Annotated in this window: 24 protein-coding genes; 11 read left to right on the top strand and 13 right to left on the bottom strand. The window is 41.7% G+C overall.

Annotated features, from left to right (window positions below):
- Window positions 1–2: 2 nt before the first annotated feature.
- The 8 genes from KS2013_RS05715 to nhaD form a co-directional block, all read right to left on the bottom strand.
- Window positions 3–359: a copper resistance CopC family protein gene (locus KS2013_RS05715; RefSeq protein ID WP_068990994.1), complete on the bottom strand. Its 357-nt coding sequence runs from the start codon at window positions 357–359 to the stop codon at window positions 3–5.
- Between the two features lie 8 nt (window positions 360–367).
- Complete coding sequence (locus KS2013_RS05710) at window positions 368–3,490, bottom strand: efflux RND transporter permease subunit (protein ID WP_068990991.1); 3,123 nt, start codon at window positions 3,488–3,490, stop codon at window positions 368–370.
- Window positions 3,483–4,964: an efflux RND transporter periplasmic adaptor subunit gene (locus tag KS2013_RS05705; protein WP_211267783.1), complete on the bottom strand. Its 1,482-nt coding sequence runs from the start codon at window positions 4,962–4,964 to the stop codon at window positions 3,483–3,485. Before KS2013_RS05705 ends, KS2013_RS05710 begins: the two co-directional genes overlap by 8 nt.
- Window positions 4,957–6,327: a TolC family protein gene (locus KS2013_RS05700; protein WP_068990987.1), complete on the bottom strand. Its 1,371-nt coding sequence runs from the start codon at window positions 6,325–6,327 to the stop codon at window positions 4,957–4,959. Before KS2013_RS05700 ends, KS2013_RS05705 begins: the two co-directional genes overlap by 8 nt.
- A 102-nt stretch (window positions 6,328–6,429) precedes the next feature.
- On the bottom strand, window positions 6,430–6,777 hold the full coding sequence (locus tag KS2013_RS05695) for a hypothetical protein (protein ID WP_068990983.1): 348 nt from the start codon (window positions 6,775–6,777) through the stop codon (window positions 6,430–6,432).
- A 125-nt stretch (window positions 6,778–6,902) separates the two neighbouring features.
- Window positions 6,903–7,340 (bottom strand): YqaA family protein, encoded by a 438-nt coding sequence (locus KS2013_RS05690; protein ID WP_068990980.1) that lies wholly within the window; start codon window positions 7,338–7,340, stop codon window positions 6,903–6,905.
- Between the two features lie 67 nt (window positions 7,341–7,407).
- A complete protein-coding gene (locus KS2013_RS05685; RefSeq protein WP_068990977.1) occupies window positions 7,408–8,400 on the bottom strand; it encodes a Kelch repeat-containing protein in 993 nt (330 codons plus the stop codon).
- 140 nt (window positions 8,401–8,540) lie between these two features.
- On the bottom strand, window positions 8,541–9,941 hold the full coding sequence (gene nhaD / locus KS2013_RS05680; RefSeq protein ID WP_068990968.1) for a sodium:proton antiporter NhaD: 1,401 nt from the start codon (window positions 9,939–9,941) through the stop codon (window positions 8,541–8,543).
- Window positions 9,942–10,208: 267 nt separating this feature from the next.
- On the opposite strand from nhaD, the gene hppD reads away from it, so the two are divergent.
- From hppD to KS2013_RS05645, 7 genes are all read left to right on the top strand, one after another.
- Window positions 10,209–11,246 (top strand): 4-hydroxyphenylpyruvate dioxygenase, encoded by a 1,038-nt coding sequence (gene hppD / locus KS2013_RS05675; protein ID WP_068990966.1) that lies wholly within the window; start codon window positions 10,209–10,211, stop codon window positions 11,244–11,246.
- A gap of 9 nt (window positions 11,247–11,255) precedes the next feature.
- Window positions 11,256–11,795, top strand: a complete 540-nt coding sequence (locus KS2013_RS05670) for a VOC family protein (protein ID WP_068990965.1) — start codon at window positions 11,256–11,258, stop codon at window positions 11,793–11,795.
- A gap of 9 nt (window positions 11,796–11,804) precedes the next feature.
- The gene (gene phhA / locus KS2013_RS05665; protein WP_068990964.1) at window positions 11,805–12,614 is read left to right on the top strand and encodes a phenylalanine 4-monooxygenase; all 810 of its coding nucleotides are present in this window, start codon (window positions 11,805–11,807) and stop codon (window positions 12,612–12,614) included.
- 3 nt (window positions 12,615–12,617) lie between these two features.
- A complete protein-coding gene (gene trhP, locus KS2013_RS05660) occupies window positions 12,618–13,946 on the top strand; it encodes a prephenate-dependent tRNA uridine(34) hydroxylase TrhP (RefSeq protein ID WP_068990962.1) in 1,329 nt (442 codons plus the stop codon).
- Between the two features lie 330 nt (window positions 13,947–14,276).
- On the top strand, window positions 14,277–15,188 hold the full coding sequence (locus tag KS2013_RS05655; RefSeq protein WP_068990959.1) for a pirin family protein: 912 nt from the start codon (window positions 14,277–14,279) through the stop codon (window positions 15,186–15,188).
- 136 nt (window positions 15,189–15,324) lie between these two features.
- Window positions 15,325–16,539 (top strand): alginate export family protein, encoded by a 1,215-nt coding sequence (locus KS2013_RS05650; RefSeq protein ID WP_068990955.1) that lies wholly within the window; start codon window positions 15,325–15,327, stop codon window positions 16,537–16,539.
- Window positions 16,540–16,569: 30 nt separating this feature from the next.
- Complete coding sequence (locus tag KS2013_RS05645) at window positions 16,570–17,283, top strand: Crp/Fnr family transcriptional regulator (RefSeq protein ID WP_228703760.1); 714 nt, start codon at window positions 16,570–16,572, stop codon at window positions 17,281–17,283.
- Window positions 17,284–17,286: 3 nt separating this feature from the next.
- Here the strand turns inward: KS2013_RS05645 and KS2013_RS05640 are convergent, their stop codons facing one another.
- From KS2013_RS05640 to KS2013_RS05630, 3 genes are all read right to left on the bottom strand, one after another.
- Window positions 17,287–18,000: an anaerobic ribonucleoside-triphosphate reductase activating protein gene (locus KS2013_RS05640; RefSeq protein ID WP_068990949.1), complete on the bottom strand. Its 714-nt coding sequence runs from the start codon at window positions 17,998–18,000 to the stop codon at window positions 17,287–17,289.
- Window position 18,001: 1 nt separating this feature from the next.
- Window positions 18,002–18,136, bottom strand: a complete 135-nt coding sequence (gene nrdD, locus KS2013_RS12110; protein WP_068994426.1) for an anaerobic ribonucleoside-triphosphate reductase — start codon at window positions 18,134–18,136, stop codon at window positions 18,002–18,004.
- 77 nt (window positions 18,137–18,213) lie between these two features.
- Window positions 18,214–20,241, bottom strand: coding sequence for a ribonucleoside triphosphate reductase (locus KS2013_RS05630; RefSeq protein ID WP_068990947.1), 2,028 nt, complete (start codon window positions 20,239–20,241; stop codon window positions 18,214–18,216).
- A 221-nt stretch (window positions 20,242–20,462) separates the two neighbouring features.
- Here KS2013_RS05630 and KS2013_RS05625 point away from each other — a divergent pair, with 221 nt between their 5' ends.
- The 3 genes from KS2013_RS05625 (at window position 20,463) to KS2013_RS05615 (ending at window position 23,567) form a co-directional block, all read left to right on the top strand.
- Entirely contained in the window at window positions 20,463–20,837 is a 375-nt protein-coding gene (locus tag KS2013_RS05625) for a putative zinc-binding protein (protein WP_068990944.1), read from the top strand.
- Window positions 20,834–21,439, top strand: coding sequence for a TatD family nuclease-associated radical SAM protein (locus KS2013_RS05620; RefSeq protein ID WP_071890134.1), 606 nt, complete (start codon window positions 20,834–20,836; stop codon window positions 21,437–21,439). Before KS2013_RS05625 ends, KS2013_RS05620 begins: the two co-directional genes overlap by 4 nt.
- A gap of 115 nt (window positions 21,440–21,554) precedes the next feature.
- Window positions 21,555–23,567, top strand: coding sequence for a pyridoxal phosphate-dependent decarboxylase family protein (locus KS2013_RS05615; RefSeq protein WP_068990940.1), 2,013 nt, complete (start codon window positions 21,555–21,557; stop codon window positions 23,565–23,567).
- Between the two features lie 20 nt (window positions 23,568–23,587).
- Here KS2013_RS05615 and purT read toward each other — a convergent pair whose 3' ends face one another.
- Window positions 23,588–24,769 (bottom strand): formate-dependent phosphoribosylglycinamide formyltransferase, encoded by a 1,182-nt coding sequence (gene purT, locus KS2013_RS05610; RefSeq protein ID WP_068990937.1) that lies wholly within the window; start codon window positions 24,767–24,769, stop codon window positions 23,588–23,590.
- 137 nt (window positions 24,770–24,906) lie between these two features.
- Between purT and KS2013_RS05605 the strand changes: the two genes are divergently transcribed.
- Complete coding sequence (locus KS2013_RS05605) at window positions 24,907–25,674, top strand: HesA/MoeB/ThiF family protein (RefSeq protein ID WP_068990934.1); 768 nt, start codon at window positions 24,907–24,909, stop codon at window positions 25,672–25,674.
- Here KS2013_RS05605 and KS2013_RS05600 read toward each other — a convergent pair.
- A complete protein-coding gene (locus KS2013_RS05600) occupies window positions 25,652–26,593 on the bottom strand; it encodes a CorA family divalent cation transporter (protein ID WP_068990931.1) in 942 nt (313 codons plus the stop codon). The two genes, KS2013_RS05605 and KS2013_RS05600, sit on opposite strands and share 23 nt — an antisense overlap.
- Window position 26,594 lies beyond the last annotated feature (1 nt).

Genomic DNA, 26,594 nt, shown 5'->3' with positions numbered 1-26,594 from the left:
ACTCAGTTCTTTGTTATTACTTTAAATGTGACATCCTTATTCATTTTGTGTGAGTCACTCCCCATGATAGTCCATTTAGCCTTGTATTCTCCTTCCGGAAGCTTTGTTAAAGGAATATCAAAGCTAGTCGCTGGTGTAAAATTAGTCTTAAAATCCAAAGGTATTTCTTTTCCTTCTGAGACTAATTTGAATTTAATGAGTCTGACCTCTTTGGAGTAATTTATCTCAAAATTAGTTGGAGAGGTTACAACCTGCTCGCCATCGGCTGGAGCAGTTGAAACGACTTTAACATGCGCGTTAGCAGTGCTGGCTAATATAGCCAGCACCATAACAAAATAAGCAACTAATAATTTTTTCATAATAAAACCTATAAATTTAACGATTTCTTTTTCCAGATATAAAATACGGCTGGAATAACTAATAATGTCAGAAGAACGGCGCTAACCATTCCACCCACCATTGGTGCAGCGATGCGGCTCATAACTTCAGAACCCGTTCCAGAACCATATAAGATTGGTAGAAGACCAACGATAATCGCGGCAGCTGTCATCATTACAGGACGAACGCGCTGCCCTGCTCCCTGATTAACCACATCTTTTAACTCTTCAAGCGTGGGCTTTCCCTGTCCGTCGCCATACTTATCCAGTAAGTCTTGATAGGCATGGTTCAGATAAACCAGCATGATTACACCAATCTCAACGGCCACGCCAGCTAAGGCAATAAAGCCCACTCCAACGGCAACCGAGAAATTAAAGCTTTCCAGATACATAAGCCAAATACTTCCGACCATTGCTAATGGCAATGTGCCCATGATAATGGCCACTTCGGCAAAGCTTTTGAAGTTTAGGAACAGCAGTAAAATTATGATGCCCAGAGTTAGCGGAATAACGTAGGTTAGCTTGGCTTTTGCTCGAAGCATATATTCGTATTGACCTGACCAGTTAATGGCATACCCTGGTGGAAGCTCCAGCTTTTCAGACACAAGTCGCTGTGCTTCGTTAACGTAAGAACCAAGATCAACGCCCTCGATATCAACCAGCGTCCAGCCATTTAAGCGAGCGTTCTCGCTCTTGATACCCGGAGGACCATCTTTGATAGTAATGTCGGCGACATCTCCTAAAGCGACCAACTGTTTACCGGGAGTGACAATCGGCAGTTCTGCCAGTTGTTCTGGTGAGTTACGGTACTCTTGGGGGTAGCGTAAATTAATCGGGTATCGCTCCTGCCCCTCGACGGAGTATGAGATATTCATGCCGCCAATAGCCGTTGCGATAACGCTCTGGATCTGCTTGATACTCAAGCCGAATCTTGCCGCACTCACTCGATCAATATCGATATCAATATAGCGACCACCAGCAACACGCTCTGAATAGACAGAAGCAGTGCCTTCAACATCTTTCAGGATCGTTTCCAGTTCTTTACCAATTGACTCAATGGTTGATAGTTCAGGCCCTGAGACCTTGATACCTACCGGGGTTTTTATTCCCGTCGCCAACATATCAATACGCGTTTTAATCGGCATTACCCAGGCATTGGTCAATCCTGGAAACTGAACTAATTCATTAAGTTCTGCTTTGATTGAGTCTGTTGTCACTCCCTCCCGCCATTCTGATTTCGGCTTGAACTGAATGAACGTTTCAATCATCGTCAGGGGTGCTGGATCTGTAGCTGTTTCAGCCCTTCCGATTTTACCAAATACAGTTTTTACTTCGGGAATGGTTTTAATCAATCGATCGGTTTTTTGTAATATTTCACGAGCTTCACCGATTGATAAACCTGGATAAGTTGTAGGCATATACATCAAATCGCCTTCATCCAAAGGTGGAATAAACTCGGTTCCAATCTTATTAACAGGCCATAGACCGACTAACAGAATAACAAAGGCTCCTGCTAACACAGACTTAGGATATTTTAATGTTACCCTTAGAGCCGGGCGGTAAATATAGGTCAGAACCTTATTGACCGGGTTTTTGTGCTCGGCTCTCACCTTGCCGCGAACAAAGTAGCCCATTAACACCGGAACCAGCGTAATGGCTAATGCTGCTGATGCGGCCATGGCATAAGTTTTGGTGAAGGCCAGCGGTGAGAACATACGCCCTTCCTGTGCCTCCAGTGTGAAAACCGGTAAAAAGCTCACTGTAATAATCAACAGGCTGAAAAATAAAGCAGGCCCAACTTCTTTAGCCGATCGGTAAACAATATCCCAGCGGTTTTTCGAAGTTAGTGGCGTTCGTTCCATATGCTTATGCATATTTTCGATCATAACAATGGCGCCGTCGATCATTGCTCCGATGGCAATAGCAATGCCGCCCAATGACATAATGTTTGCATTCAATCCCTGTAGTTTCATGATGATGAACGCAGCCAAAATACCAATAGGTAAGCTTATAATCGCAACCAGTGAAGAGCGTATATGGAATAAGAAAAGAATGCAGACAAGAGCTACCACTGCAAATTCTTCCAGAAGTTTATTCCATAGGTTATCCACGGCATCTTTAATCAAGCCAGAGCGGTCATAGACAGTAACAACTTCCACTCCGTCAGGTAATCCTTTTTTAAGCTTGTCTAATCTAGCTTTTACACCATCAATTGTTGCCTGTGCATTTTCTCCATAGCGCATGACGACGATGCCGCCGACCGCCTCGCCCTGCCCGTTTAACTCTGCTATACCTCGTCTCATTTGAGGGCCAGTAGAAATCTCAGCAACATCACCAAGAAGTAGTGGTGTTCCCTGCTGGTTAACGCCAAGTGGTAGATTTTTTAAATCATCTGTACTCTTAATATAACCACTGGTCCGAACCATGTACTCAGCTTCTGATAGCTCGACAACTGAAGCTCCAACTTCCTGGTTTCCTTCTTTTATCGCTACCTGAATAAGATTAAGCGGTAAATTAAGCGCTCGTAATTTTTCAGGATCAACTTTGACCTGATATTGTTTTACCATTCCACCTATAGGTGCAACCTCGGAGACACCGGGTACGGTTTGCAGTTCGTACTTTAAAAACCAGTCCTGGATGCTGCGAAGCTCGCTTAAATCATGCTGACCAGTTCTATCTACCAATGCGTATAGGTAGACCCAACCAACACCGGTGGCATCAGGCCCTAGCTGGGGCTTTGCCGTTTCTGGAAGTGTGGGTGCTACTTGACTCAAATATTCTAGAACTCGACTTCGAGCCCAGTACAGATCGGTCTTATCATCAAAAATCACGTAAACATAGGAGTCACCAAAGAACGAAAATCCTCTTACCGTCTTGGCTCCCGGTACTGATAACATCGCTGTAGTCAGCGGATACGTTACCTGATCCTGGACGACTTGCGGAGCCTGTCCCGGATAACTGGTTTTTACAATCACCTGAACATCTGATAAGTCAGGAATCGCATCTACTGGCGTCTTTTTAAATGAATAAAAACCGGCGACTGCAATAATCGCTGTCGCCATCAATACCAGAAAGCGATTATTGATCGACCACTTAATGGTTTGATTAATCATGCTGATGCTCCCCATTGCCTTTATCATGGATCATCGTAATGAAGAAACCTTCGTCTCTGATTTCAAACATGAAGTTAATGGTGGCACCAACTTTCAAACGCGAAACATCAATGGAATCATCTATTTTAAAATCCATTGTTGCAGGTCCACGGTTCCATTTTGGAATCGCCTCTCTGGAAATATTAACGGTACCTGCGTCTAAGTTGAGTGAGTTAATAACACCATCAACGGTAGCCATCGGGATGTCTTCGCTTGTTGACTTAGAACTCGAAAATCTCTCAAAATCAGAGTCAATGCTTGATTCAGAATCAATCAGGAACTGTCCGCTGGTTACAACCTTGTCACCTTCTTTCAGGCCTTCTACGATCTCCACACGGTTATTCGTTACAAGGCCGGTTTTGACATTTACGGACTTGAACTTTCCGTCTTCCAGGGCAACGACTACTCGATTACTGCTTTCAGTCCTTATCAAAGCCTGTTGTGGTATTTGGAGAACTGGTTCCTTTGTTTGACTGTTAATAACCACTTCCGTAAACATATTCGGCTTTAAAAAATGATCGACGTTTTCAAACTCAAGTCTGACTTTTGCAGCACGATTAGTAGGATTAACCATCGGATAAATGTAATCCACCTTACCAACCCACTCTTCATTTGGAAGATAATCTAGAGTCATGACAGCTTTTTGACCAAGTTCTACAAAAGGTAACTGACGTTCGAATAACTCAACGTCAACCCAGACCGTATCCAGGTTACCAATCGTCATTAACCGCGTACCAGGCTTAATATAAAATCCTTCTCTGACATTAAGGTTATCAATCAGGCCATCAGATTTTGCATAGAAAGTAACGTTTTGAATTGGTTGTCGAGTATTATTCAACTTCTTCAATTCAACTGAACTAAACTCCAATGACTCAAGGCGCTGCTGTGCTGCTTTTAATAGGCTCTGATTATTACGCTTTTTCGCCAGCAAATACTCTTCCTGTGCACTAACTAATGCTGGAGAATACAGTGTATAGAGCGGCTGACCTGCTTTAATGAACTGGCCATTATGACTGACATACAAACGTTCAATCCAGCCGTCGGCACGTGAGTGGATATGAGCTAAAGTGGTTTCATCATAATCGATATAACCTACGGTACGAATTCTGCTCTTTAGTGGTCCTTTCGAAACATCCCCTGTTTTTACGCTTAGGTTATTAACTATATTTGGATGAATTTTAACTGTTCCGGGGCTATCCTCATCATCACTTTCTTCGTAAACAGGTACCAGATCCATTCCCATGGGTGACTTACCTGGTTTATCACGTTTGTAATTCGCATCCATGGGTGCAACCCAATACAAAGGTTCTTTTTTCGATGAGCTGTTATCACTTTTAGTTGCATTATCGGCTTTAAAAAGGGTCATAACAGCAACAGTTGAAACGACACCAACCGTTGCACCGATTAAGCTGTAAATAATGGTCTTATTACTCATTGTCATCTCCATAAATCTTTTTAAGCATCGGCTGGTTTGAATGAGGCTTTATGTGGGCTAATAACTCGTTAGATGTTTGAGCCTGATAGTAGTTAGCTCGAAGCTTAGCTTTCTCAATTTCGACGGCAATATCTAATACCGTTAGCTGAGTATTGACTTCATCGATTCTAGCTCTGACTAATTCGGAGAAATCAGCTTCATTGTTACTATATGCTGTCATAGAGGCTTCACTTTGAAGCATAACTTGAGGGAATATTTCTTTCTCATACAAGCGCAGTCGCTTCTTTAGCTTGTTAAGGCGCGACAGCTGGGCACTATGTCCAGAAGATAGTTTTTTTATAACAAGAGCCCTTTCTTCCTTTTGTGACTCTTTGGAATATGTTGCAGCTTCTACTTCTTTATCCTGTCTGTTATCTGTAAACAGTGGCACATCAAAGCTCACTCCAACACTAAAGAAATCAGGTCTATCTTCTCCATTAAGGCCATCCTGTCTTAATCCATAACCCCCATTAACAGTGAATTGCGGCTTATAACCTTCTTTCTTCAAGTCTATTGTCTTACTCGATGACTGAATGTTCTTATCTATCGCCAGTACCAGTGGGTGCTGCTGAATATGCTCTTCATGTATTAGCTTTATTTCCGGCAGAGCTGAGCTAAAATAATTGGGTGTTTTATTGGTCTCATAACTTGAGAAGTAATTTTGTGGTAAAGGAACATACTCACTCATTCTACGAATTGTATTGTGCAACTTATCTTCATAAACAGTAATCTGATCATCAAGCTTTACAAGCTCCAGGTCAGCACGAATAAGCTCCTGCTGGCTACTGCTTTGAATTACAGAACGATAGTTTATTTCTGCAGCCTCTTTAAGCTCTTGAAAAAGATGTCTCTTATTACTGATTAGCTCAATGCTTCTCTGAGCTTTATATGCATCAAGCCAAAGCGACCCTACTTCCATCATAAGCTGAGTTTTACGGTTCATTCTCAAATGGGGCTGGGCGTCGGCCTGTAACTCTTTAATATCACTCTTTATACTAAGCGAATCCCCTCTGGCAAATGTTTGGCTGAGTCCTAGCTTGAACTGTGTCATTGCCTGACTATTAAAGCTGAAATCATCGACGGGTAAATTCGCCAAGCTGATTGAAGCCTTCGGATCGGGCAAGCTTGACTCTGCTACTCCTGCTGATCGCAAAGACTTTTCCTGAAATTGACTTTTCTTCAGCCATGGGTCGTTTTCTATGGCCATGATTAAAGTGGATTCGAGGCTATAACCATAGCCCTGACTTTTAAGCTCAGTAGCCTGACTATCATCCCAAGCAAGGAATAATCCTAACAAAAGGACTGAAATACTTTTTAGACGCATAATGGAATCTCTTGAGTTTCGTATAATTAAGCGTATGCCTACGCAATCTTAAATAGCGGTAATCGCTGAATATCTATCGACGGTAGATAGATCTATCCTGTGTTAACTCAAGATGGGAGGTTTATAGAGAGAGTCCGGCTGGAATGAGAATAATAAAGGCTTTAAAGCCCATTGTGGTTCGGAGCTTCCAGAATCTTGTTTAGAAGAGCTGAAAGCAGCCGGTATGATAGCAAGGCAAGTTGCCATGGTGCATCCTGACGACATATCACAGCAGGTCATGCTCATCTTATCCATGTCATGGTCCATATCAGCATGGCTGGCATGATCCATATCGGTTACTGCCTCTGAGGGTGCGACCATATCACAAGAAATATTATCAAAAGCCATAAGCTGACCCGCCACCTGAAGTAGCGTAAACAGCAAAATTATGCGGATGACTTTTGTACTCATATAGCTATTAACTTATTGATATGGTTTATATTCTATTGTAGTAAGATCCAAGAGGCAATAACATTGTCATTTTTTACAGTCCTTTACAGTTAAATATCAATACCTTACTGATCAAGCAAATTGAGTTATCCGCTTATTATCATACTGGCTAAAATATAATAACGAAGAAACTTACCCAACGAAACAAGGACAATAAACCAGATTAGATTTACGCGTAATATCCCAGCGATGACAGTCAATGGATCGCCAATAATCGGCACCCAGGCGAACAGAAGTGACATTAATCCATACTTCTCAAAACGCTCCTCGGCTTTAACAAATTCCTTTTCAGACATTTTGAGCCATTTCTGGATAATGCCCTTGCTAGCCCAGTAACCTAACCCATAGTTAGTCAAAGAGCCCAGCACATTACCAACAGTTGCGACTAACACCAGCATCTCTGGCGACAGATCATTCAAAAGCAATGCTGTTAAAACCAGCTCAGAACTTAAAGGCAAAATTGTGGCTGCAAGAAATGCAGCAACAAATAATCCCAGATAGCCGAAGTCAACGAGAAATTCCATGCAAAAGTATTTTTCAAACAGCTAGTATTATGTTCAGAAAAGCATCCTATATGCTTTAACGATAAAGTTACAGCTTAAACACGGATAAACGATCGCTTGTACCATTTCCACCAGCCTGAGTTGCTCCCGCCACAACATATATACTTCCCTCTAGAGTTACCGCACCTAAACCATGACGGGGAACAGGCATTTCACCCACCTGCTGCCATTTATCATCCTTGCGCGAATACTGCCACACTTTCTTATAAACCCCACCACCGCTGGTAAAATACTCACCGCCAAAAACATAAATATGCTCATTAAGAGTTGCCGCAGCAAGCCCACCCTGGGCTTGTGGTAAAGGTGCTAAAGCAGACCATTGATCAGTTTTATAATCATAGACCTCATGTGTATCGAGGTTCCCACCATTGACAGTACGCCCACCAATGACATGCCACATACCATCAATACAAGCTCCAGCCGCACTATTTCTAGCTGTTGGTATCGGCTGAGCACTGTTCCATGTCATTGTTGCAGGATCAAATATCAGGTGCGCATCGGTATCGGTATGGTCTCCCCACTTTCCGTTGCTCTCCCCTTTTGGTTTTCGCCCACTGGCTAGGTGGATACAGCCATTAATTGAAGCTGCTACTGTTTCACACAGCGGGTGCTGCATATGGTTCGCGTGCTTTTTCCAGCGCTTGGTTTTTTCATCTAGGAGTAATATATCTCGGCTACCAAACCAACTTCCCCTTTTTGACTCAGTAAAGCCACTGAAGGCATACAGCTTATTCTGATGTGAAATTAAGTAAGGGTGATGTCTTGGCTCTGGAAGCGTAGTGGACTGGTTCCATTTGTCTGACTCAGGATTATACTCAACTACCTGCTCAAGAACTTTAAGGTTGTCACCCTGCAAAGACAGCCCACCAGCAACGTATATCTTCCCTTGGTGCAAAGCTGGGTAAATCTCCTGCACATTATAAGGAAGTGGTGACTTCGTTTCCCACTTTACAAAGCCTGGCAAGGCTAAAGCCGAAGCCGACAACAGTGACCCTTTAATGAATGTACGACGTGAAACCATAAACTGCTCCTCAGAAAGCGCTTAAAATTATACTAAGATGCTTCTTCTGTTGAATGCAATAGAAACTTTCTTATGTTCAATTATGACGACTCAAAGACTCAAATAGATGTCGGCTTTATTGGTAGCAGCACTGTTAACTGTTAACTGTTAATTATCATATGAAGCCAGATACTTGCGGCATAGCCTAGAGCGATAACCGGTGTCCACTTAAGGTGAGTCATAAAGGTGTAGTGACCTCTGGCTTGCCCCATCAACGCAATTCCCGCAGCCGATCCAACTGACAGAAGACTTCCTCCCACTCCTGCGGTCAATGTTACTAGCAACCATTGCACATGCGGCATTTCTGGTTGCATTGTTAGGACTGCAAACATGACCGGAATGTTATCGACAATTGATGATAAAACACCTACTAAAACATTTGCTGAAGTAGCACCGAGTTCACCATACATGTAATTCGATGCCAGCCCCAAATAACCAAGAAACCCGAGCCCGCCTACAGCCAGGATCACCCCATAAAAGAAAAATAAGGTATCCCATTCGGCCTGTGCAATACGGTCAAATATATCGTAAGGCTTTTTTACTGACACACTGGTTGGATTTTCTTCGGTTTGTTTCTGCTGACCTTTTCGTAATAGGAAACCATAAAATTTAAGAAAACCTAAACCTAGCATCATTCCTATAGCGGGTGGCAGATGCAGGAAATTATGAAAAGATATTGCTGTGGCTATAGTGACTAAAAACAGACCAACTATCACCAGACCACCTTGTTTAATTTTAGCAACATGTGACTCATCCGTTGGCTTTGGTTTCCCTTTTTCGATAGCTAACTGCATAACCAGTGCTGGAATCAGGAAGTTGACCACTGAGGGGATGAATAAGCTGAAAAACTCGGTAAACTCCACCATTTCTTTTTGCCAGACCATCAGAGTGGTAATATCACCAAAGGGACTAAAAGCACCTCCAGCGTTAGATGCAACGACGATATTAATACAACTGATACCCACAAACTTTCCGTTACCCTTGCCTACCGACAGCACCACAGAACACATGATAAGCGCTGTTGTCAGGTTATCTGCAATTGGTGAAATAAAGAAAGCGAGAATACCTGTCATCCAGAATAGCTGTCTGTAACTGAACCCCTTATTTACCAACCAGTCCCTTAAACAATCGAACACATCACGCTCAATCATTGCATTAATGTAGGTCATAGCTACTAATAAGAAGAAAAATAGCTCAGCATATTCTAAAAAATTATGCCGGATGGCCTCTTCCGCCAAACCAGACAATCCATAGTGCTTATAGGTAATACCAATAACCAGCCAAATTAAGCCAGCAGCAATGAGTATCGGCTTGGATTTTCTCAGGTGTATTTTTTCTTCAAAAATGACAAGAGAGTATGCGATGACAAAAATGGCTATGGCTAAAAAGCCCACCCAATGAGTAGTGAAATTTAGAGGACTGTCTGCAGCAACGTCGGATGCAAGTGAAAGTTGAGGAAAAAGCAGGCAGGCCAGTGTAATCAACAAAGCTATAATTTTCACGTTGTATGTAACTTGAATTTAAAAAAGTGGCGGAATTATAAGTGCGCTTTCGGTTGCAATATAGATTTAGATCAATAAAAAGCAATTATTTAGCATATTCATGGTCACCATGTAACTTGCCAGACCACTTTGCTAACCGACAAATCATTGACCTAGGTCAAAACCTTAACAACTAGATCCCTTACATTATTTAGCTGAAATTAGATATTGGCTTATTAATGAGCAACTCCCTTAGCCAAGCCACTTAAGTTGAACAGGTGTATTTTGATGAGCGGTAATAATTATTTAGGTTTACGTGGAATTGAATTTACTGAATTTGCTAGCCCAGAAAGTGACTTTATGGATAAAGTTTTCAAAGCATTTGGTTTTTCTAAGCTGAAAAAATACAAAAATAAAGATATTTATTATTACAACCAAAACGATATCCACTTCCTATTGAATACGGAGAAGAAAGGACTTTCAAAGGCCTTTGCCGATCGTCATGGTCCTGCAATTTGCTCGATGGGCTGGCGTGTGGATGATGCAGAAAAAGCCATGCAGGTAGCCATTGATCGCGGAGCAAAACCAGCTGCATCTGAAGACACAGATCTAGACTATCCTGCAATTTATGGCATTGGTGATAGCCTTATCTATTTCATCGATGAATTCGGTGAGAAAGGCTCTATCTATGAGAATGATTTTGAGCCCCTGCCATCGCCTGAAATCACTACGGATATGGGATTCACTAGAATCGACCATCTAACAAATAATGTATACAAAGGAACAATGCAGAAATGGGCAGACTTTTATAAAAATGTGTTTGGGTTCAGTGAAGTACGTTACTTTGATATCAAAGGCCAGCAGACTGCCCTGATTTCCTATGCATTGCGCTCTCCGGATGGCAGTTTCTGCATTCCGATTAACGAAGGTAAAGGCGATGATAAAAACCAGATAGATGAGTACCTACGTGAGTATAATGGACCAGGTGTTCAACATATTGCCTTTGAAACCAACGATATTTTGAGCTCTCTCGATAAACTGGATAGAAGTGTCATTGATACACTAGATATTCATGAAGACTACTACAAAACTGTATTTGACCGTGTTCCTAATGTGACAGAGGACCACCAGCGAATTCAAGATCATCAAGTACTAGTCGACGGTGATGAGAACTCATATCTATTACAGATTTTCACAAAGAACTTGTTCGGTCCTATATTCATAGAAATTATTCAAAGGGCAAATAATCAAGGATTTGGTGAAGGTAACTTCCAAGCACTTTTCGAGTCTATCGAGCGAGATCAGCAAAAGCGCGGAGTACTTTAGGGGTAAATCATGAAAATTGAACAAATTCACCATGTAGCGTATCGCTGTGTTGACGCCAAAGAAACCGTCGACTTTTATACAGAAGTTCTGAATATGGATTTTATGCTAGCTATTGCAGAGGATAAGGTTCCTTCCACCAAGGAGCCAGACCCTTACATGCACCTATTTATGGATGCTGGCAATGGTAATATTTTAGCATTCTTCGAGTTGCCTAACTCGCCTGATATGGGAAAAGATCCAAATACACCTGACTGGGTTCAGCACATTGCTTTTAGAGTTAAAGATGAGGATGCTCTGCTCAAAGCAAAGGAAAGAATTGAGTCGCATGGTATTGAGGTCATTGGTCCCACTAATCATGAAATTATTAAATCAATATACTTCTTCGATCCAAATGGGCACCGTCTCGAACTCACTACTGTGACTGCAACTGATGATATGTTCAAAAGGCTTAATGATGTTAAGTGGGATATGCTCAATGAATGGACTAAAACTAAGAAGGCACCAAAACAGGCGGAGTGGCTACACAGCGAAGAGTTTAACCAGTCATAGAGGTAGGTAATGACGGAATATATTGCAAAACAAACCGATAGCAAAGGCTTCATAGATTATACATTTGAGGAAGACAAAACCTGGGAGTTTCTTTACAAAAGGCAGATGCCCGCGATAGAAGATCGTGCCTGTAAAGAGTATATACGCGGGCTTGAAATACTCGGTTTGTCAGAAAAGTACGTACCGCAGCTACCAGATGTCAACAGGGAGTTACGCAAAGCAACTGGCTGGGAAGTTGCAGCCGTGCCAGCACTGATTCCTTTTGGGGAATTTTTTGAGCTATTGGCAAACAAGAAATTTCCTGCTGCTACCTTCATTCGTAAAAAAGAAGAGATAGATTATTTGCAAGAGCCTGATATTTTCCATGAAATATACGGTCATTGCCCGTTATTGACCGACCCTGTTTTTGCGGAATTTGTTCATAATTACGGTAAGCTTGGACTAAATGCCTCTAAACAAGAAAGGTTATATCTGGCTCGAATATTCTGGTTTACAGTCGAGTTTGGACTGATTCAGCAATCACAGGGTCTACGGATCTATGGTGCTGGAATTTTATCATCCATCGGTGAAACAATTTATAGTTTAGAAAGTGACAAACCAGAACGAAAGCCATTTGACCTGATGACAGCTTTAAGAACCCCCTACCGTATCGATATTTATCAGACAGTGTATTTTGTCATTAAACAGTTTGAAGATATCTATGCTGCCATGGATAGCTCTATTATTAACAAAATACATGAAGCTATTGAGTTGGGAGATTTTAAACCTACTTTTCCGCCAAAAAAAAACTCTAAAGAAAAAAATAATCACGACTGTTAAGACATGAATAAACCTGAACTACTCTCTCCTGCCGGGACATTACGTAATATGCGCTACGCATTCGCTTATGGCGCGGATGCCGTTTATGCAGGCCAACCCCGATATAGTCTACGGGTCAGAAATAATGATTTTGGATTAGACAATCTTGCTCTGGGTATTGAAGAAGCGCATCAGAAAAATAAAAAGTTTTATGTCGCATGCAACATAGCGCCTCATAATTCTAAAGTGAAAACTTTTATTAAGGATATTGAGCCGGTAATAGCAATGAATCCTGATGCTCTGATCATGTCAGATCCGGGACTAATCATGATGGTTAGAGAGCATTTTCCTAATCAGGAAATACACCTATCTGTTCAGGCTAACGCTACCAATTATGCAACAGTGAAGTTTTGGTACAAGCAAGGGATCAGGCGTGTCATTCTATCGAGAGAGTTGTCGTTGGATGAAATTGAAGATATTAAAAACAACTGCACTGACATGGAGCTGGAGGTATTTGTCCACGGCGCTCTTTGCATGGCCTACTCTGGTCGCTGTCTTCTATCGGGCTACTTTAATCACCGTGACCCTAATCAGGGAACCTGTACCAATGCGTGCCGGTGGAAGTATGATTTACATGAAGCCAAACAAAACGACAGCGGTGATATTGTAGCGGTCAACACTCAGCAAACTATTCAGACTTTCTCACCTAAGTCAGTAAGTAAAGACGATGTATATTTATTGCAGGAGAAGCATCGTCCCGGAGAATATATGCCGGTTTTTGAGGACGAGCATGGTACTTATATTATGAATTCGAAAGATTTACGTGCGGTACAGCATGTAAAACGATTTTGTCAGATGGGAGTGAACTCTCTGAAAATCGAAGGAAGGACCAAGTCCCATTACTACGTCGCACGAACAGCTCAAGTGTACCGAAAAGCTATTGATGATGCCTGCGCAGGTAAAGAGTTCGATATGAGTATGATGGATGATTTAGAAAAATTAGCTCACAGAGGATATACCGAGGGCTTCTACAGACGACACGTCCATGACGAATGTCAAAACTATGAAACAGGAAGCTCAATTCGCGATAAGCAGTTATTTGTGGGAGAGATAAATGATGTCGTGGGTAACAAATTAATAATCGACGTAAAGAATAAATTTGAACGAGGCGACCAGCTGGAGCTAATGACACCTGATGGTAATCATCGCTTCACGCTGAATAACCTAGAGAATAAGCTTGGCCAAAAAATCCAATGCACACCAGGTTCTGGACATCATGTAACTATGGACTTACCTGAACAATTGAAAAGTATAAAAGTTAATCAAATGTCACTGCTAATGAAGAGTCTGTAAAATACACGACGATCAAAATTTATTCGCATTGAATAAAAAGCCAACATTAATTGTCCCCAAAATCTGTGAATAAGTTTGTGGGCAAAACCACATAGCCTTCATAGTCCAATACACTTAGCTGAATCGTTGAAATTTTGGCTAGCCAAAAACTGTACAGTATAAATATTGGGCTTTATCTGAATGTCTTATAAAGTTATCTGTGCTATAGAAGAAGTATTAATATTTATAGACACTATCTCTAATAGTCATAATAGCTATTAACATTGGATATTGGTTTGAAGTAAGAAATGTTGCTAGTTTTATTAGGTATTGTGCGACTGGAGTAAAGGAATGAGTAATTTGCTAAAAAGTGAGCTCTATGCTGAATGTCAAAATAAACCCTGTTCTGCTGTTGAGGAATTGATAACCCCTCGTGAAAAAGACCTTGGTGGATTTTCTGTGCGTCGTTTATTTCCCACCACTGGTAGAAAATCAGTAGGCCCCTGGGTGTTTTTTGATCATATGGGCCCAGCCCAGTTTAACGCTGGCAATGGTGTTAATGTTCGGCCTCATCCGCATATTGGTATCGCTACGGTAACTTATGTATTTGAGGGTGAAATTCTTCATCGTGACTCACTGGGAAGCTATCAAACGATAACGCCAGGCGATGTCAATTTAATGATTGCTGGGAAAGGAATTGTACACTCAGAAAGAGAGCGTCCGGAAGTAACAAATAAGGACCATGTTCTAAATGGACTTCAGCTGTGGATGGCATTACCTGAAGCTGATGAAGAAGCCATGCCTGAGTTTCACCATTACAGTAAGGATAAACTTCCCACAGCATTGATCAGTGATATCCCGGTGAGGGTTTTAATAGGAACTGCCTACGGACTAACCTCAAAAGTCAAAACTTTCTCCGAAACACTTTATGTGGAAGCGACCTTACAACCTGACCAAGTATTGGATTCTCCCCAAGCACAAGAGTGTGCTGTGTATGTAGCCAAAGGAGAAATAGAAATTGATGGTGCATCTGTTCCTGAGTATTCAATGGCAATTTTGAATACATCCGTACCCTCTTCCATACAAGCTTTGAAACATAGTCGTATTGTTTTCATTGGCGGGGATAATCTCGGTCAGAGGTACATCGAGTGGAACTTTGTCTCCTCATCTAAAAGCCGTATAGCTCAAGCTAAGCAAGACTGGAAAAATGGCCGATTCCCATTAGTTCCAGGGGATGAAGAAGAGTTTATTCCATTACCCTAGCACTCAGGAAGTTATAGTCACCCTTACGATGCTTTAAGATGGATAGGAAATACATCTTAATTGATATAAATCAATAGAATTTACTCTAAAGCGATTAAAGTGATAGCTAGAAATAAAGATCACTTTGGAGTATGACATGACAAAAAAGCAGTTAGTGACAGCAGTAGCACTTACCCTTGCAACTCTAGCGTCCAATACACACGCTTCTGATGAACAGAAGGTTCAGGCTGGTGGTATTGATGAGGCTTTTAAAGAATCAGATGTTAAGTGGACTTTCCGTTATAGAGCTGAAAGTGTTGACCAGGAAAATGTGCTACAGGATGCAACAGCATCTACTTTACTTACAAGGATAAGCTTAGAAACATTAAGCTATAATGATTTTAGTTTTCGCTTTGAAGTAGACAATGTCAGTATGGTCAGTAACCGGAATGACTACAACAGTCTGCTTAATGGGCAAACGGATCATTCCGTCGTTGCTGATCCGGAGGCTACAGAAATCAACCAAGCCGCCCTCCTCTTCAATGGCTTTACTGATACAGCAATGACAATCGGTAGACAAAGAATTAACCTGGGTAATCAACGTTTCGTGGGTGGAGTTGGCTGGAGGCAGAATGAGCAAACATATGACGGCATTCTCTTTACAAACAAGTCTATAACTGATGCCACTATCACTTATGCCTATATCAATAATATCAATACTATTTTAGATTCAAACCTTGATACAGAAAGTCACTTCATAAATTATGACTGGGCACTAGCTACTGATGTAAAGCTAAGCTTATACGGCTATCTTTTAGATTTTAAAACTGCTCCGACAGATTCTTCTCGGACAATTGGTGCTCGAGTCAGCTTCAGCGATATCCAGAATACACCATTCTTCATCAAAGCGGAGTATGCTAAACAGGATGATTATGCAGATAACCCAGTATACAGAGATAGTAATTACCTCCTTGGGGAACTCGGCTATGCTTTCGCAAATGGCAGCGTGTCACTGGGAAAAGAAGTATTAACTGGAGACGGGAGCAGCGCGGGAAATGCTTTTCAAACTCCCCTTGCAACAAAACATAAATTCCAGGGCTGGGCAGATCAGTTTCTGACAACCCCAGTTGGCGGCCTAGAAGATACATTCATCAGCTTTAACACATCTATAGGGACATCATCCTTAATTTTTCAATATCACAATTTTGAAGCGGAAGACTCCTCAGCCGACTACGGTAAAGAGTTAGGACTAAGCTACAAAATGCCTTTAACTGACCATGTTTCCATGGTGGCAAAATTAGCAGATTATGAATCTGATGGATTCTCAGTTGACACACGTAAAGCCTGGCTCATGTTTGTTGCCAAATTTTAGTCGGTAATCTATAAAATTGGTGGGTGAATAATGGAAGTTAAACAATTAAATAATCTTGAACCAACGCTACGGAAGAATCCTTTATTCGGGATCCTGAACGATACACAACTTAGCGAGCTGCTACGGGTAAGTAAAGTTAACTACTACAAAAAAAGCAGACCAATTATCAGTCAGGGCCAACCCGCCAAATATTTCTTTTTTGTCTTAAAAGGACAGGTGAAATTACACCTCATATCCAGTGATGGAAATGAAAAAATCGTAAAGTTTGTTAACAGCCATGACACCTTTGCAGAAGCGCTGATGTTTCTTCAAAAAAAGTATTACCCCATAAACGCATCAACCACGGAAGAATCCAGGGTATTATCGATACCAAGTCAGGCATTTTACAACATTCTTCAAAGTGACAGTGATCTTTGTCTTCGAATGCTCGGAAATATATGTCTTAAAATGAGAGGGCATATCAATGAAATTGAAATGCTGACAATCCTTGATGCATCTCAACGTGTAGCACGATATATTTATAATCTGATGCCTGCCGAAACCTGTAATGGTGATAGTTTTTCTATTGCAATAACTAAAAAAAGTATCGCCGAAAAACTATCTATACGTCCTGAAACATTATCGAGAATACTTAAAAAGTTCGAAATTAATGAGGTGTTTTCTTTTGGGAATGGAGTCGTGACGATACATAACCGTCAGCGGCTGAGCGAAATCAACTTAGAGCATTGCCTATCTATCGCTTAAAATTTATTCCACCCATTCGAATTGATCGAACATTTGTTCCAGTTCAGCGCTTAGGGCTAACCGAATATCTTTACTGATCATGGAATATGAGCAGGAGTCGTCAATTAATGACTTATCCAGGGTATTTCGAGTTCGGGCAATTTGTAGGTTATAGTTATTAACCCCTTCCGATACAAGCTGCTTAGCCAAAACTAGAACACGCTCGGGAGAGATCAGATCCCAGTGAACGGTAGTTCGACACTGATAATCAACTCCACTGGCTAATAGTAGTCTTAAGCTTTGCCAATTGGTATTCCCAGCATTGTTAACTTGAATTATCCGATCTGCATGTTCCGGTAAGTCTTTTACATCAAAACCAACCCAGTCGACGATCTCTAAAACCTGCTTAAAACGGGATATTGACGAGCCACCGGTATGTAATCCCACCTTGAAACCCATAGATTTTACTGTTTGCATTGCAGGAAGTAAGCCTTTTTGAAGCAAGGGCTCTCCGCCGCTGAACACGACCGCATCAAGCAAGCCCTTACGCCTTTTTAAAAAAAACTCTAATTCTTTATTATCGAAACCCTGCTCAGCTTTTACCGGAATTAACTCAGGGTTATGACAGTATAGGCATCGCCAAGCACATCCCTGACAGTAAATGACACAAGATAAGTGCTCAGGATAGTCGATAGTCGTGAGGGGCGTAAGCCCCCCAACTCTTAGCTCATCAAACATTTTAACGCTCGCGGAAATGTTGACGCTGTTTATGCTCAGATTGCTTGCCTTTGTTAAAAGCAGATACCGGTCTGTGGTATCCCATAACTCGGGTCCAAACTTCACACTTTTGACGTTCCTGATAATTAAGTTTCATACTCTTCTCCTCTTCTGGGTTAAATCGGCTATGAGACAACTCTACTAATTCTGTGCATGAAGAAAAAAAATCAAACATCAGCAGCACTCCTGTTGTTTTTGGTGGAGTAATACCTCGTCACATCTCGGGCAATATTCATGTTCACCCTGTAAGTACCCATGAGTGGGGCATATTGAAAATGTTGGTGTAATAGTGATGTAAGGTAATTTGAAATTTGTCAGCGTTTTACGAACCATTTTTTTACAAGCTTCTGAGCTTGAAATTCTTTCACCCATATAGAGGTGTAACACTGTTCCGCCTGTGTATTTAGATTGCAGCTCATCTTGAAGCTCTAGGGCTTCGAATGCATCGTCGGTATACCCCACTGGAAGCTGAGACGAATTGGTATAGTATGGCGCATCGTCATAACCTGCCTGTAAAATATCCGGAAAACGCTTTTTATCTTCTTTTGCAAAACGGTATGTGGTTCCCTCGGCAGGTGTAGCTTCAAGATTATATAAGTGCCCTGTTTCTTCCTGGAAATCAACCATACGCTGTCGCACATGATCAAGAACTTCGATAGCTAACTGATGCCCTGCTCTACTGGTGATATCTTCTTTATCCTTAGTAAAGTTTCTAATCATTTCATTGATTCCATTCACACCAATAGTTGAAAAGTGATTCCGTAATGTTCCTAAATAGCGCTTGGTATAGGGAAATAAGTTATTATCAATATAGTTTTGAATAACCTTTCGTTTTAGCTCTAGTGAGTTTTTTGCCATTTCCATCAACTCATCAATACGTAATAGCAAGCCCTCTTTATTTCCGGCATAAAGATATCCCAGCCTCGCGCAATTGACAGTAACCACTCCCAGAGAACCGGTCTGCTCTGCAGAACCAAATAAACCGTTACCACGCTTTAATAACTCACGCAGATCAAGTTGCAGCCGACAACACATAGAACGCACCATATTCGGCGACAAATCAGAGTTAATGAAGTTTTGGAAATAAGGCAAGCCATACTTTGCGGTCATTTCAAATAGCAAGGTAGCATTCTCTGAATCCCAATCGAAATCCGGGGTGATATTGTAAGTAGGAATTGGGAAGGTAAAGACTCTATTTTTGGCGTCGCCTTCTGTCATGACTTCAATGTAAGCCTTGTTTAGCATTGCCATTTCTGGAGCTAAATCACCATATGAGAATGGCATCTCCTCTCCTGCTATGATGGGTATTTGCTCCCTTAAATCCTCTGGACAAACCCAGTCCAAAGTAATATTAGTAAAAGGTGTTTGAGTTCCCCAGCGAGATGGGACGTTAAGATTATAAATAAACTCCTGTATACATTGCTTAACCTCTGTATACTCCATATTGTCTTTACGAATATAAGGTGCCAGATAGGTATCAAATGAACTAAAAGCCTGCGCACCAGCCCATTCGTTCTGTAACGTTCCCAGGAAGTTAACCATTTGCCCGATAGCACTTGATAGGTGCTTTGGCGGTCCAGAGTCAACTTTGCCGGGTATACCATTTAGCCCTTCGTGCAGCAATGTCCTTAAAGACCAACCAGCACAATATCCTGCCAGCATATCCAGATCATGAATATGTAAATCAGCATCTCGGTGAGCCCGGCCTATATCGGCTTCGTAAATATGGTTAAGCCAGTAGTTTGCTATTACTTTACCGGATACATTTAAAATTAATCCACCTAGAGAATATCCTTGGTTCGCATTGGCTTTAACTCGCCAGTCAGATTGCGACAAATACTCGTCTACAGACGTAGTAATATCGAGCAGCGTTTTCTTGTTTTCCCGAATTTCCTTATGTTTTTCCCGATATAAGATATACTTCTTTGCCGTTTTATAATATTTATTAACAGCAAGACAGTGCTCTACGATATCTTGTACCTGCTCAACGGTGGGTATAGACAGGTTGGAGAAGCGGAAGCTTACGACTTCAATGACTTGATCTGATAATTGCTCTGCTGCCTCAAAATCCAATTCCTCAGAAGCCATCCCAGCCTTTAGTATGGCTTTAAATATTTTGTCGCGCTCAAACGCTGCTTCACTTGAATCACGCTTTAAAATTCTGTTTGGAACTGGGGCTTTCTCTACGTCACGGCTTATCATACTCCTCTCCTTACAATGGTTAGCATTGAAGCCTAATATCTACATATTGTGCTAATGCAAACCATGAAACCAATATATTGGGTCAGCTTCCTTGATCTAGCTCAAGCCGAGATGAACTTTATATTCAGTTTAAATTGATATAGGTCAATTAGAATCTGTCCTATCAAGCGTTAAAGTAGCCAAACAATGTAATAAATGAAAACTATCATTTATGGAGGGTTATGAGATTGAACAAGATGCCATTAATCTACTCATGCTCAGGCTGTTCAAATTTGGCACAAACTGCAAATGAAGTTGCAGTCACATTAAATCAAGAAGGTGTGGCTGAAATGTCCTGTATTGCAGGTGTGGGAGGTAATGTACGCTCTTTAGTTAAAAAAGCTCGTTCAAGGCGCCCAATTATTGTAATTGATGGTTGCCACTTAGCCTGTGCTAATGCGTGTCTATCACAACATGGAGTTGTTCCAGATGAGCATATTGTATTAACACAATATGGCCATAAAAAATCATATAACAAAAAGCCCTCTTGCCGAGTTGTAAATGATTTATTAGTTACGATTAGACAAATTGCCGTGAAGTTCGGAGGTGACTCTTGAGTAATGTAGACGTCTATTGGTATGAAATAAGAAATAGCTTGTATATGAATGTATGCAATCGCTGCACCCTACGATGCCAATTTTGTCCTAAAACTCAAGGGTGCAACCAGGTACACCAATACGATTTATCATTAGGTAAGCAACCTAGCGCAAATGAAGTCATTGAAAGCCTGCCTGACCTGCTTGGATATAAGGAGGTTGTCTTTTGTGGTTACGGAGAGCCAACCCTCAGGTTGAAGGTACTGGTCGAAATCGCACGATATTGCAAAAAGTTTGGTATTAAAACAAGACTGAATACGGATGGTCTGGGAAATCTGGTCCATAAGAGAGATATCGTTCCTGAGTTGGCGGAAGTTATCGACTCAGTCTCCATATCACTGAACGCACAAAACGCTGAGCTGTATGGAAAACATTGTAAACCACAATTAAAAAGTGCTTATTACGGAGTTCATCAGTTTATAAGGAGGGCTGTTAACTATTTCAATGAAGTACGAGTAACAGCCATAGAGGGACTTGACGGTGTGGATATAAATGAATGCAAAGAAATCGCAGAGGATTATGGGGCCATTTTTGTTCCAAGATACCTGGACAAGGTAGGCTAGGTCACAGACTAAACATATTGGTTAATCATTAACTACTTACTTGTTGGTTGACGGTGATCAATAAAAATAACCACGCAGGGAATATCATGTTTAAAACAGTAACGGAAAAATAGTTATGAACTTGGAATTTTTAGCACCATACTTCTTAGGACCTTACGGCGAAAATAATGATATTTTCGAAAAGGTCTTAATGGAATTATTGCGTGATCATATCTACTGGCGTCGTAATATTCATCCTGAGGATCTACCGTCGATATCAACATTCGCCTCTCAGGAACCAGAGTATCAGGAAGCCGTCGCAAAAATGCGAGCAGAGCTGCATAAGCTCACCGCATCGTTAAAACAATCTGTACCCTTTTTTAGCCCTCGGTATATTGGTCATATGTGCTCAGACTTAATGATGCCCGGTCTAATAGCACAAATGGTGACTACCTTATACAATCCAAACAACGTTTCTTTTGAGGCGGCTACTGTCACTGTAGATCTGGAACTTAAAGTTGGAAAGCAGTTCGCCCAAATGTTTGGTTTCAATACAGACGAAGCTAGCGTTCCCTGTGCCTGGGGTCACCTCACATCTGGTGGTACCGTCGCTAACTATGAAAGTCTCTGGAACTTTAGGGCTGCTAAGTATTACCCTATCGCCCTGGCTGAGGCGGCTAAAAAATTAGCGATTGAATTACCTGAAAGCAAAGTATTACAAAGCAAACTGACTGAAGCCTCAGTATGGAAGTTAACGAACCTTTCTATCGACAAGGTGCTGGAACTAAAAGCTGAGACTGAAGACTCCATTAAAGCCGTTGATGATCAGTTATTACCCAGCTTCCTTGAATATGTTGAGCAGGAAAGAATTGAAACCCTGGGTTCAGCGTACTTCCTAACTCGACACATAGGTTTAAAACAGCCATTAGTCCTAGTTCCAAGCTCTGCACACTATAGCTGGCAAAAAGCCATGAGAGTCATGGGTTTTGGCTCAGATCAACTGATTAAAATCCCCGTGCATTCAAATATGCGTCTGGATATCAATGCGCTTAAGACGGTGCTGGATAGCGCTTTAAGCAAAAACATACCTATTCTATCCTGCGTTGGAGTTCTCGGCACAACAGAATTTGGTACCATAGACCCAACACATGAAATTATCCGATTGCGCAATGAATATCGTGCTGAGGGATTAGAGTTTTATACCCATATTGATGCTGCCTGGGGAGGTTATCTAGCTTCAATGTTCAGGCAGGAAGATGGTACAGAAGTTAGTCATGAGAGCATTAAAGAAAAGTTTAGCTACTTCCCTTCAGAAGAGGTTTATCAATCAATTATCAGTATCAAGGAAGTAGATTCTGTCACCATCGATCCACACAAGCTAGGGTATCTCCCCTTTGGTGCCGGTGGTTTTATTAGTCGCAATCAAGAAATCTCTCAGTTACTTACTCAGGAAGCCCCCTATGTATTTGAGGATAATGATGTGACAAGCCACCCCGCTAGCCAGCAATTTGAAAAGTTAGGCCAGTATATCCTGGAGGGATCGAAGCCGGGTTCAATGGCTGCAGCTGCTTATGTCACCCATCAGGTATTGCCTCTAAATCAGAATAACTTTGGCCGGGTAATTCGCCAAAGCATAAAAACAGCCGAATACTTTTACGATAAGCTACTGGAGTTAAAAGAACGTCTTAAAGATAGAGCAACACTTTGCCTACCCTACACGCCTGATACAAACCTGATCTGTATAGCAATAAACCCTCTGGGGAACCAATCTTTGGCAAATCTTAATACGTTTACCAAACAGGTTTACAACAAACTGAAAATCAGTCGAGATTCTTCTCCCCGTAATCAGGAGTTTATCGGCTCCAGTACTCACCTGTTGCGTAAAAATGTCAGCGACCATCATGCGAAAGAGCTTTGCCAGATGCTTGGAATTAATGCGGACTATTATGTAAAGAAAGTGAAAGATAGTTCTACGGATAGTGACAGAATTATGTTATTGCGCCATACCATTATGAATCCATGGCTCGTTAGTGATAACGATGGTACTGACTATGTAACAAAATACTGTAAATATCTGGAAGAACTAATTACAAACAACATTAATAATGAGTTTAATACAGCAATGATAAGAAAGGCTCAGGCAGTGTAATACTGCCTGAGAATCATAGACTATAGGGTAACTTTTACCATGCCTGCTGTTAGTCTGGCCTTATCCCTTGCCTTATCAATACTTGTTGCATTTGCTAAGGCAACACCCATTCGTCTGCGCCCTTTTACTTCAGGCTTACCAAAAAGTCGAAGGTGTGTATCTGGCTCTGACAGTGCTTTTTCAATGTTGCTAAAAGTCACATGGTTGGACTCACCTTCAACTAATACTACCGCTGAAGCCGACGGGCCGTTCTGGCGAATAACAGGTACAGGCAAACCCAGAATTGCTCTGGCATGAAGCGCAAACTCAGATAAGTCCTGTGAAACTAATGTCACTAATCCAGTATCATGGGGACGTGGAGAAACCTCACTAAATATTGCCGTATCCCCCTGGATGAAAATTTCGACTCCGAAAATACCATAACCGCCCAGGTCATCAGTAATCGCTTTTGCCATATGCTGAGCTTCTTCCAAAGCTTTGTCTGACATTGGCTGTGGTTGCCATGACTCACGATAGTCCCCATCTTCTTGGATATGGCCAATTGGCTGGCAGAAAAAAGTCCCGTTAACGGCACGCACCGTAAGCAAAGTAATCTCATAGTCGAAGTCAACAAAGCCTTCTACGATGACACGCCCTTCTCCCGAGCGTCCACCTTCCTGTGAGTATTGCCAAGCTTTATCAATATCAGCTTCGGACTTCACTGTTGACTGGCCTTTGCCAGAACTACTCATTACGGGCTTTATAACGCAGGGAATCCCGACTTTTTCTACGGCGTTTTTATACTCTTCGTAGGTGTCGGCAAATTGATAAGGTGACGTTTTAAGTCCCAGAGTTTCAGCAGCAAGACGTCTAATCCCTTCTCTGTCCATGGTTAGGTTCGTTGCGCGTGCAGTAGGAATAACCGTGAAGCCTTCTTGCTCAAGCTGAAGCAGTGTAGGCGTTGCTATCGCTTCGATTTCGGGAACAATTAAATCTGGCTGCTCCTCCTCTACAAGTTTCCTTAAGCTAACAGCATCAAGCATATTAATTGTGTGGCTGCGATGAGCAACCTGCATTGCTGGCGCATTGTCATATCGATCTACCGCTATAACTTCAACTCCAAATCGCTGCAGTTCTATAGCAACTTCCTTACCGAGCTCCCCTGAACCGAGAAGCATGACTTTTTTCGCTGTTTTTGAAAGAGGTGTTCCTAACGTTGGCATAATAATATCTGGGTCTGGATAAAGGTCATAAGATTATCAGGCAGCTAGCGTAAGTGCAATTAGGAGCAGCACTGAGAGAGCTTGGTGAAGCGCATAGCTTGTGAGATAATTTCAATAACTCATATTTCGAGCACTCTATGCTTAGCCAAAAAGAACTCATTCAATACAGTCGCCAAATCATTCTTCCTGAAATTGATGTTGAGGGACAGGAAAAGATTAAGTCTAGCCATATAGCCATAATCGGTATGGGTGGTCTTGGTTCATCTGCTGCAATGTACTTAGCAGCTGCAGGTGTTGGGAACCTGACCATCATTGATCATGATGTTGTTGAGCGCTCAAATTTACAGCGCCAGATTATTCATCAGGTTTCGGGTATAGGAAGGCAAAAGGTAGAGTCAGCTAAGGAAACTCTTCAAGGCATAAATCCCGACATTAATGTTAATGTTATTAATAAAAAGGCAACACAGGAACAACTAAGTGAGCTGACCGGTGAGTTTAGTTTCGACGTAATTCTTGATTGCTCTGATAATTTTGATACTCGCTTTGCTATCAACAGAGCCTCTGTCATAGGGCAAATACCACTGGTTTCTGCAACTGCCGTTGGATTTAAAGGCCAATTAGCTATCTTTAATCTTAGTAGCAAAAGCGCCTGTTATCATTGTTTATACAGTGCTATGAACCTGCCTGAGGGTAATTGTGAAGAACAGGGAATATTATCACCAGTTGTTGGCACTATGGGCTGCTTACAGGCCACAGAGGCACTTAAAATCATCTCTGGGCTGACGGCTTCTAAAGAAAGTTTTTTATTGGCTTATGACAGTATCAGTACACAGTTTAAATCCTTTAATGTCCCGAAAGATCCATCATGTGTAGACTGTAAGACTAATACCACTTCTTATGCTTGAACCAGATAAGTAGACCAATCGCAATTAGAAGGCACACACCGCTTACTATCCAGAATGCGCTAGTACTTTTCGTGCCGGGTAATCCCGCAACATTCATTCCAAGCATTCCAGAAAGAAAAGTCAGCGGTAAAAAGATAGCTGAAATGATAGCCAGCACGTATAAACGATTATTCTGTTCATACCCTATTCTTGCCAGTAACTGTTCCTGTAAAGCCATAGAACGCTCTCGTGATAGCTCCAAGTCTTCCAGCAAACGAGCAATCTTATCTCTATCATCCTTCATATCCTGCAAAACCTCAGCAGTAAATAGTGAACTGTCAATACGCTGCAATTTATCTAAAGCCTCCTTCTGAGGAGTCAGATAACGCTTAACGGTAGCGGCCTGACGTCTAAAGTTACCCAGCTCAGCACCTGCTGTTTGCCCATCAACCAGCTCAATATTGTCTTCCTGGCTGTCCAGCTCTGATTCAAACTTCTCGAAAAACTCCTCAATACGGATAGCCAGGCGTTCAATTAAAGCGGCTAAAAACTCGCCGGGAGTCTTCGGACCCAGACGGTTGGATAAATTACGAATGATATCTTCAAGCGACAAGCTGTGACGGTTGGTGCTGATGATTACTGTATCCTCACTAATCCAAACCCGGATAGAAATCATATCTTCTGGATCCGCTCCGGGATTCAAATTAACGCCACGCAAGCATACCAGTACAGAATGATCATCTTGATAAAAGGTCGGCCGTGTTTCAGTCTTTAGTAACTGTTCTTTGAACAAGTTATTAATGCCCTCTCGCTCCTCCAGCCATTCGCGATCAGTTTGTACTGAGTAGTTCATATGATAGAGGGTGTAAGCTTTTGCCTCAGTTCCTTCACTCTCTATAAGCGCACCTTTATTACTGACAATATATGAGGACACACTCATA

The organism is Kangiella sediminilitoris (assembly GCF_001708405.1).
Taxonomy (GTDB): Bacteria; Pseudomonadota; Gammaproteobacteria; order Enterobacterales; family Kangiellaceae; genus Kangiella; species Kangiella sediminilitoris.
This window is presented reverse-complemented; position numbering and strand designations above follow the sequence as displayed.

Bases quoted from the DNA above. Each gene is read 5' to 3' on its own strand.
- KS2013_RS05670 (WP_068990965.1), top strand. From the start codon at position 11,256: ATGAAAATTGAACAAATTCACCATGTAGCGTATCGCTGTGTTGACGCC.
- trhP (WP_068990962.1), top strand. From the start codon at position 12,618: ATGAATAAACCTGAACTACTCTCTCCTGCCGGGACATTACGTAATATG.
- KS2013_RS05715 (WP_068990994.1), bottom strand. From the start codon at position 359: ATGAAAAAATTATTAGTTGCTTATTTTGTTATGGTGCTGGCTATATTA.
- KS2013_RS05640 (WP_068990949.1), bottom strand. From the start codon at position 18,000: ATGTTTGATGAGCTAAGAGTTGGGGGGCTTACGCCCCTCACGACTATC.
- KS2013_RS05685 (WP_068990977.1), bottom strand. From the start codon at position 8,400: ATGGTTTCACGTCGTACATTCATTAAAGGGTCACTGTTGTCGGCTTCG.
- phhA (WP_068990964.1), top strand. From the start codon at position 11,805: ATGACGGAATATATTGCAAAACAAACCGATAGCAAAGGCTTCATAGAT.
- nrdD (WP_068994426.1), bottom strand. From the start codon at position 18,136: ATGAAACTTAATTATCAGGAACGTCAAAAGTGTGAAGTTTGGACCCGA.
- KS2013_RS05625 (WP_068990944.1), top strand. From the start codon at position 20,463: ATGAGATTGAACAAGATGCCATTAATCTACTCATGCTCAGGCTGTTCA.
- KS2013_RS05655 (WP_068990959.1), top strand. From the start codon at position 14,277: ATGAGTAATTTGCTAAAAAGTGAGCTCTATGCTGAATGTCAAAATAAA.
- KS2013_RS05600 (WP_068990931.1), bottom strand. From the start codon at position 26,593: ATGAGTGTGTCCTCATATATTGTCAGTAATAAAGGTGCGCTTATAGAG.
- KS2013_RS05710 (WP_068990991.1), bottom strand. From the start codon at position 3,490: ATGATTAATCAAACCATTAAGTGGTCGATCAATAATCGCTTTCTGGTA.
- KS2013_RS05705 (WP_211267783.1), bottom strand. From the start codon at position 4,964: ATGAGTAATAAGACCATTATTTACAGCTTAATCGGTGCAACGGTTGGT.
- KS2013_RS05630 (WP_068990947.1), bottom strand. From the start codon at position 20,241: ATGATAAGCCGTGACGTAGAGAAAGCCCCAGTTCCAAACAGAATTTTA.
- KS2013_RS05605 (WP_068990934.1), top strand. From the start codon at position 24,907: ATGCTTAGCCAAAAAGAACTCATTCAATACAGTCGCCAAATCATTCTT.
- KS2013_RS05645 (WP_228703760.1), top strand. From the start codon at position 16,570: ATGGAAGTTAAACAATTAAATAATCTTGAACCAACGCTACGGAAGAAT.
- KS2013_RS05695 (WP_068990983.1), bottom strand. From the start codon at position 6,777: ATGAGTACAAAAGTCATCCGCATAATTTTGCTGTTTACGCTACTTCAG.
- KS2013_RS05650 (WP_068990955.1), top strand. From the start codon at position 15,325: ATGACAAAAAAGCAGTTAGTGACAGCAGTAGCACTTACCCTTGCAACT.
- hppD (WP_068990966.1), top strand. From the start codon at position 10,209: ATGAGCGGTAATAATTATTTAGGTTTACGTGGAATTGAATTTACTGAA.
- purT (WP_068990937.1), bottom strand. From the start codon at position 24,769: ATGCCAACGTTAGGAACACCTCTTTCAAAAACAGCGAAAAAAGTCATG.
- KS2013_RS05615 (WP_068990940.1), top strand. From the start codon at position 21,555: ATGAACTTGGAATTTTTAGCACCATACTTCTTAGGACCTTACGGCGAA.
- KS2013_RS05700 (WP_068990987.1), bottom strand. From the start codon at position 6,327: ATGCGTCTAAAAAGTATTTCAGTCCTTTTGTTAGGATTATTCCTTGCT.
- KS2013_RS05690 (WP_068990980.1), bottom strand. From the start codon at position 7,340: ATGGAATTTCTCGTTGACTTCGGCTATCTGGGATTATTTGTTGCTGCA.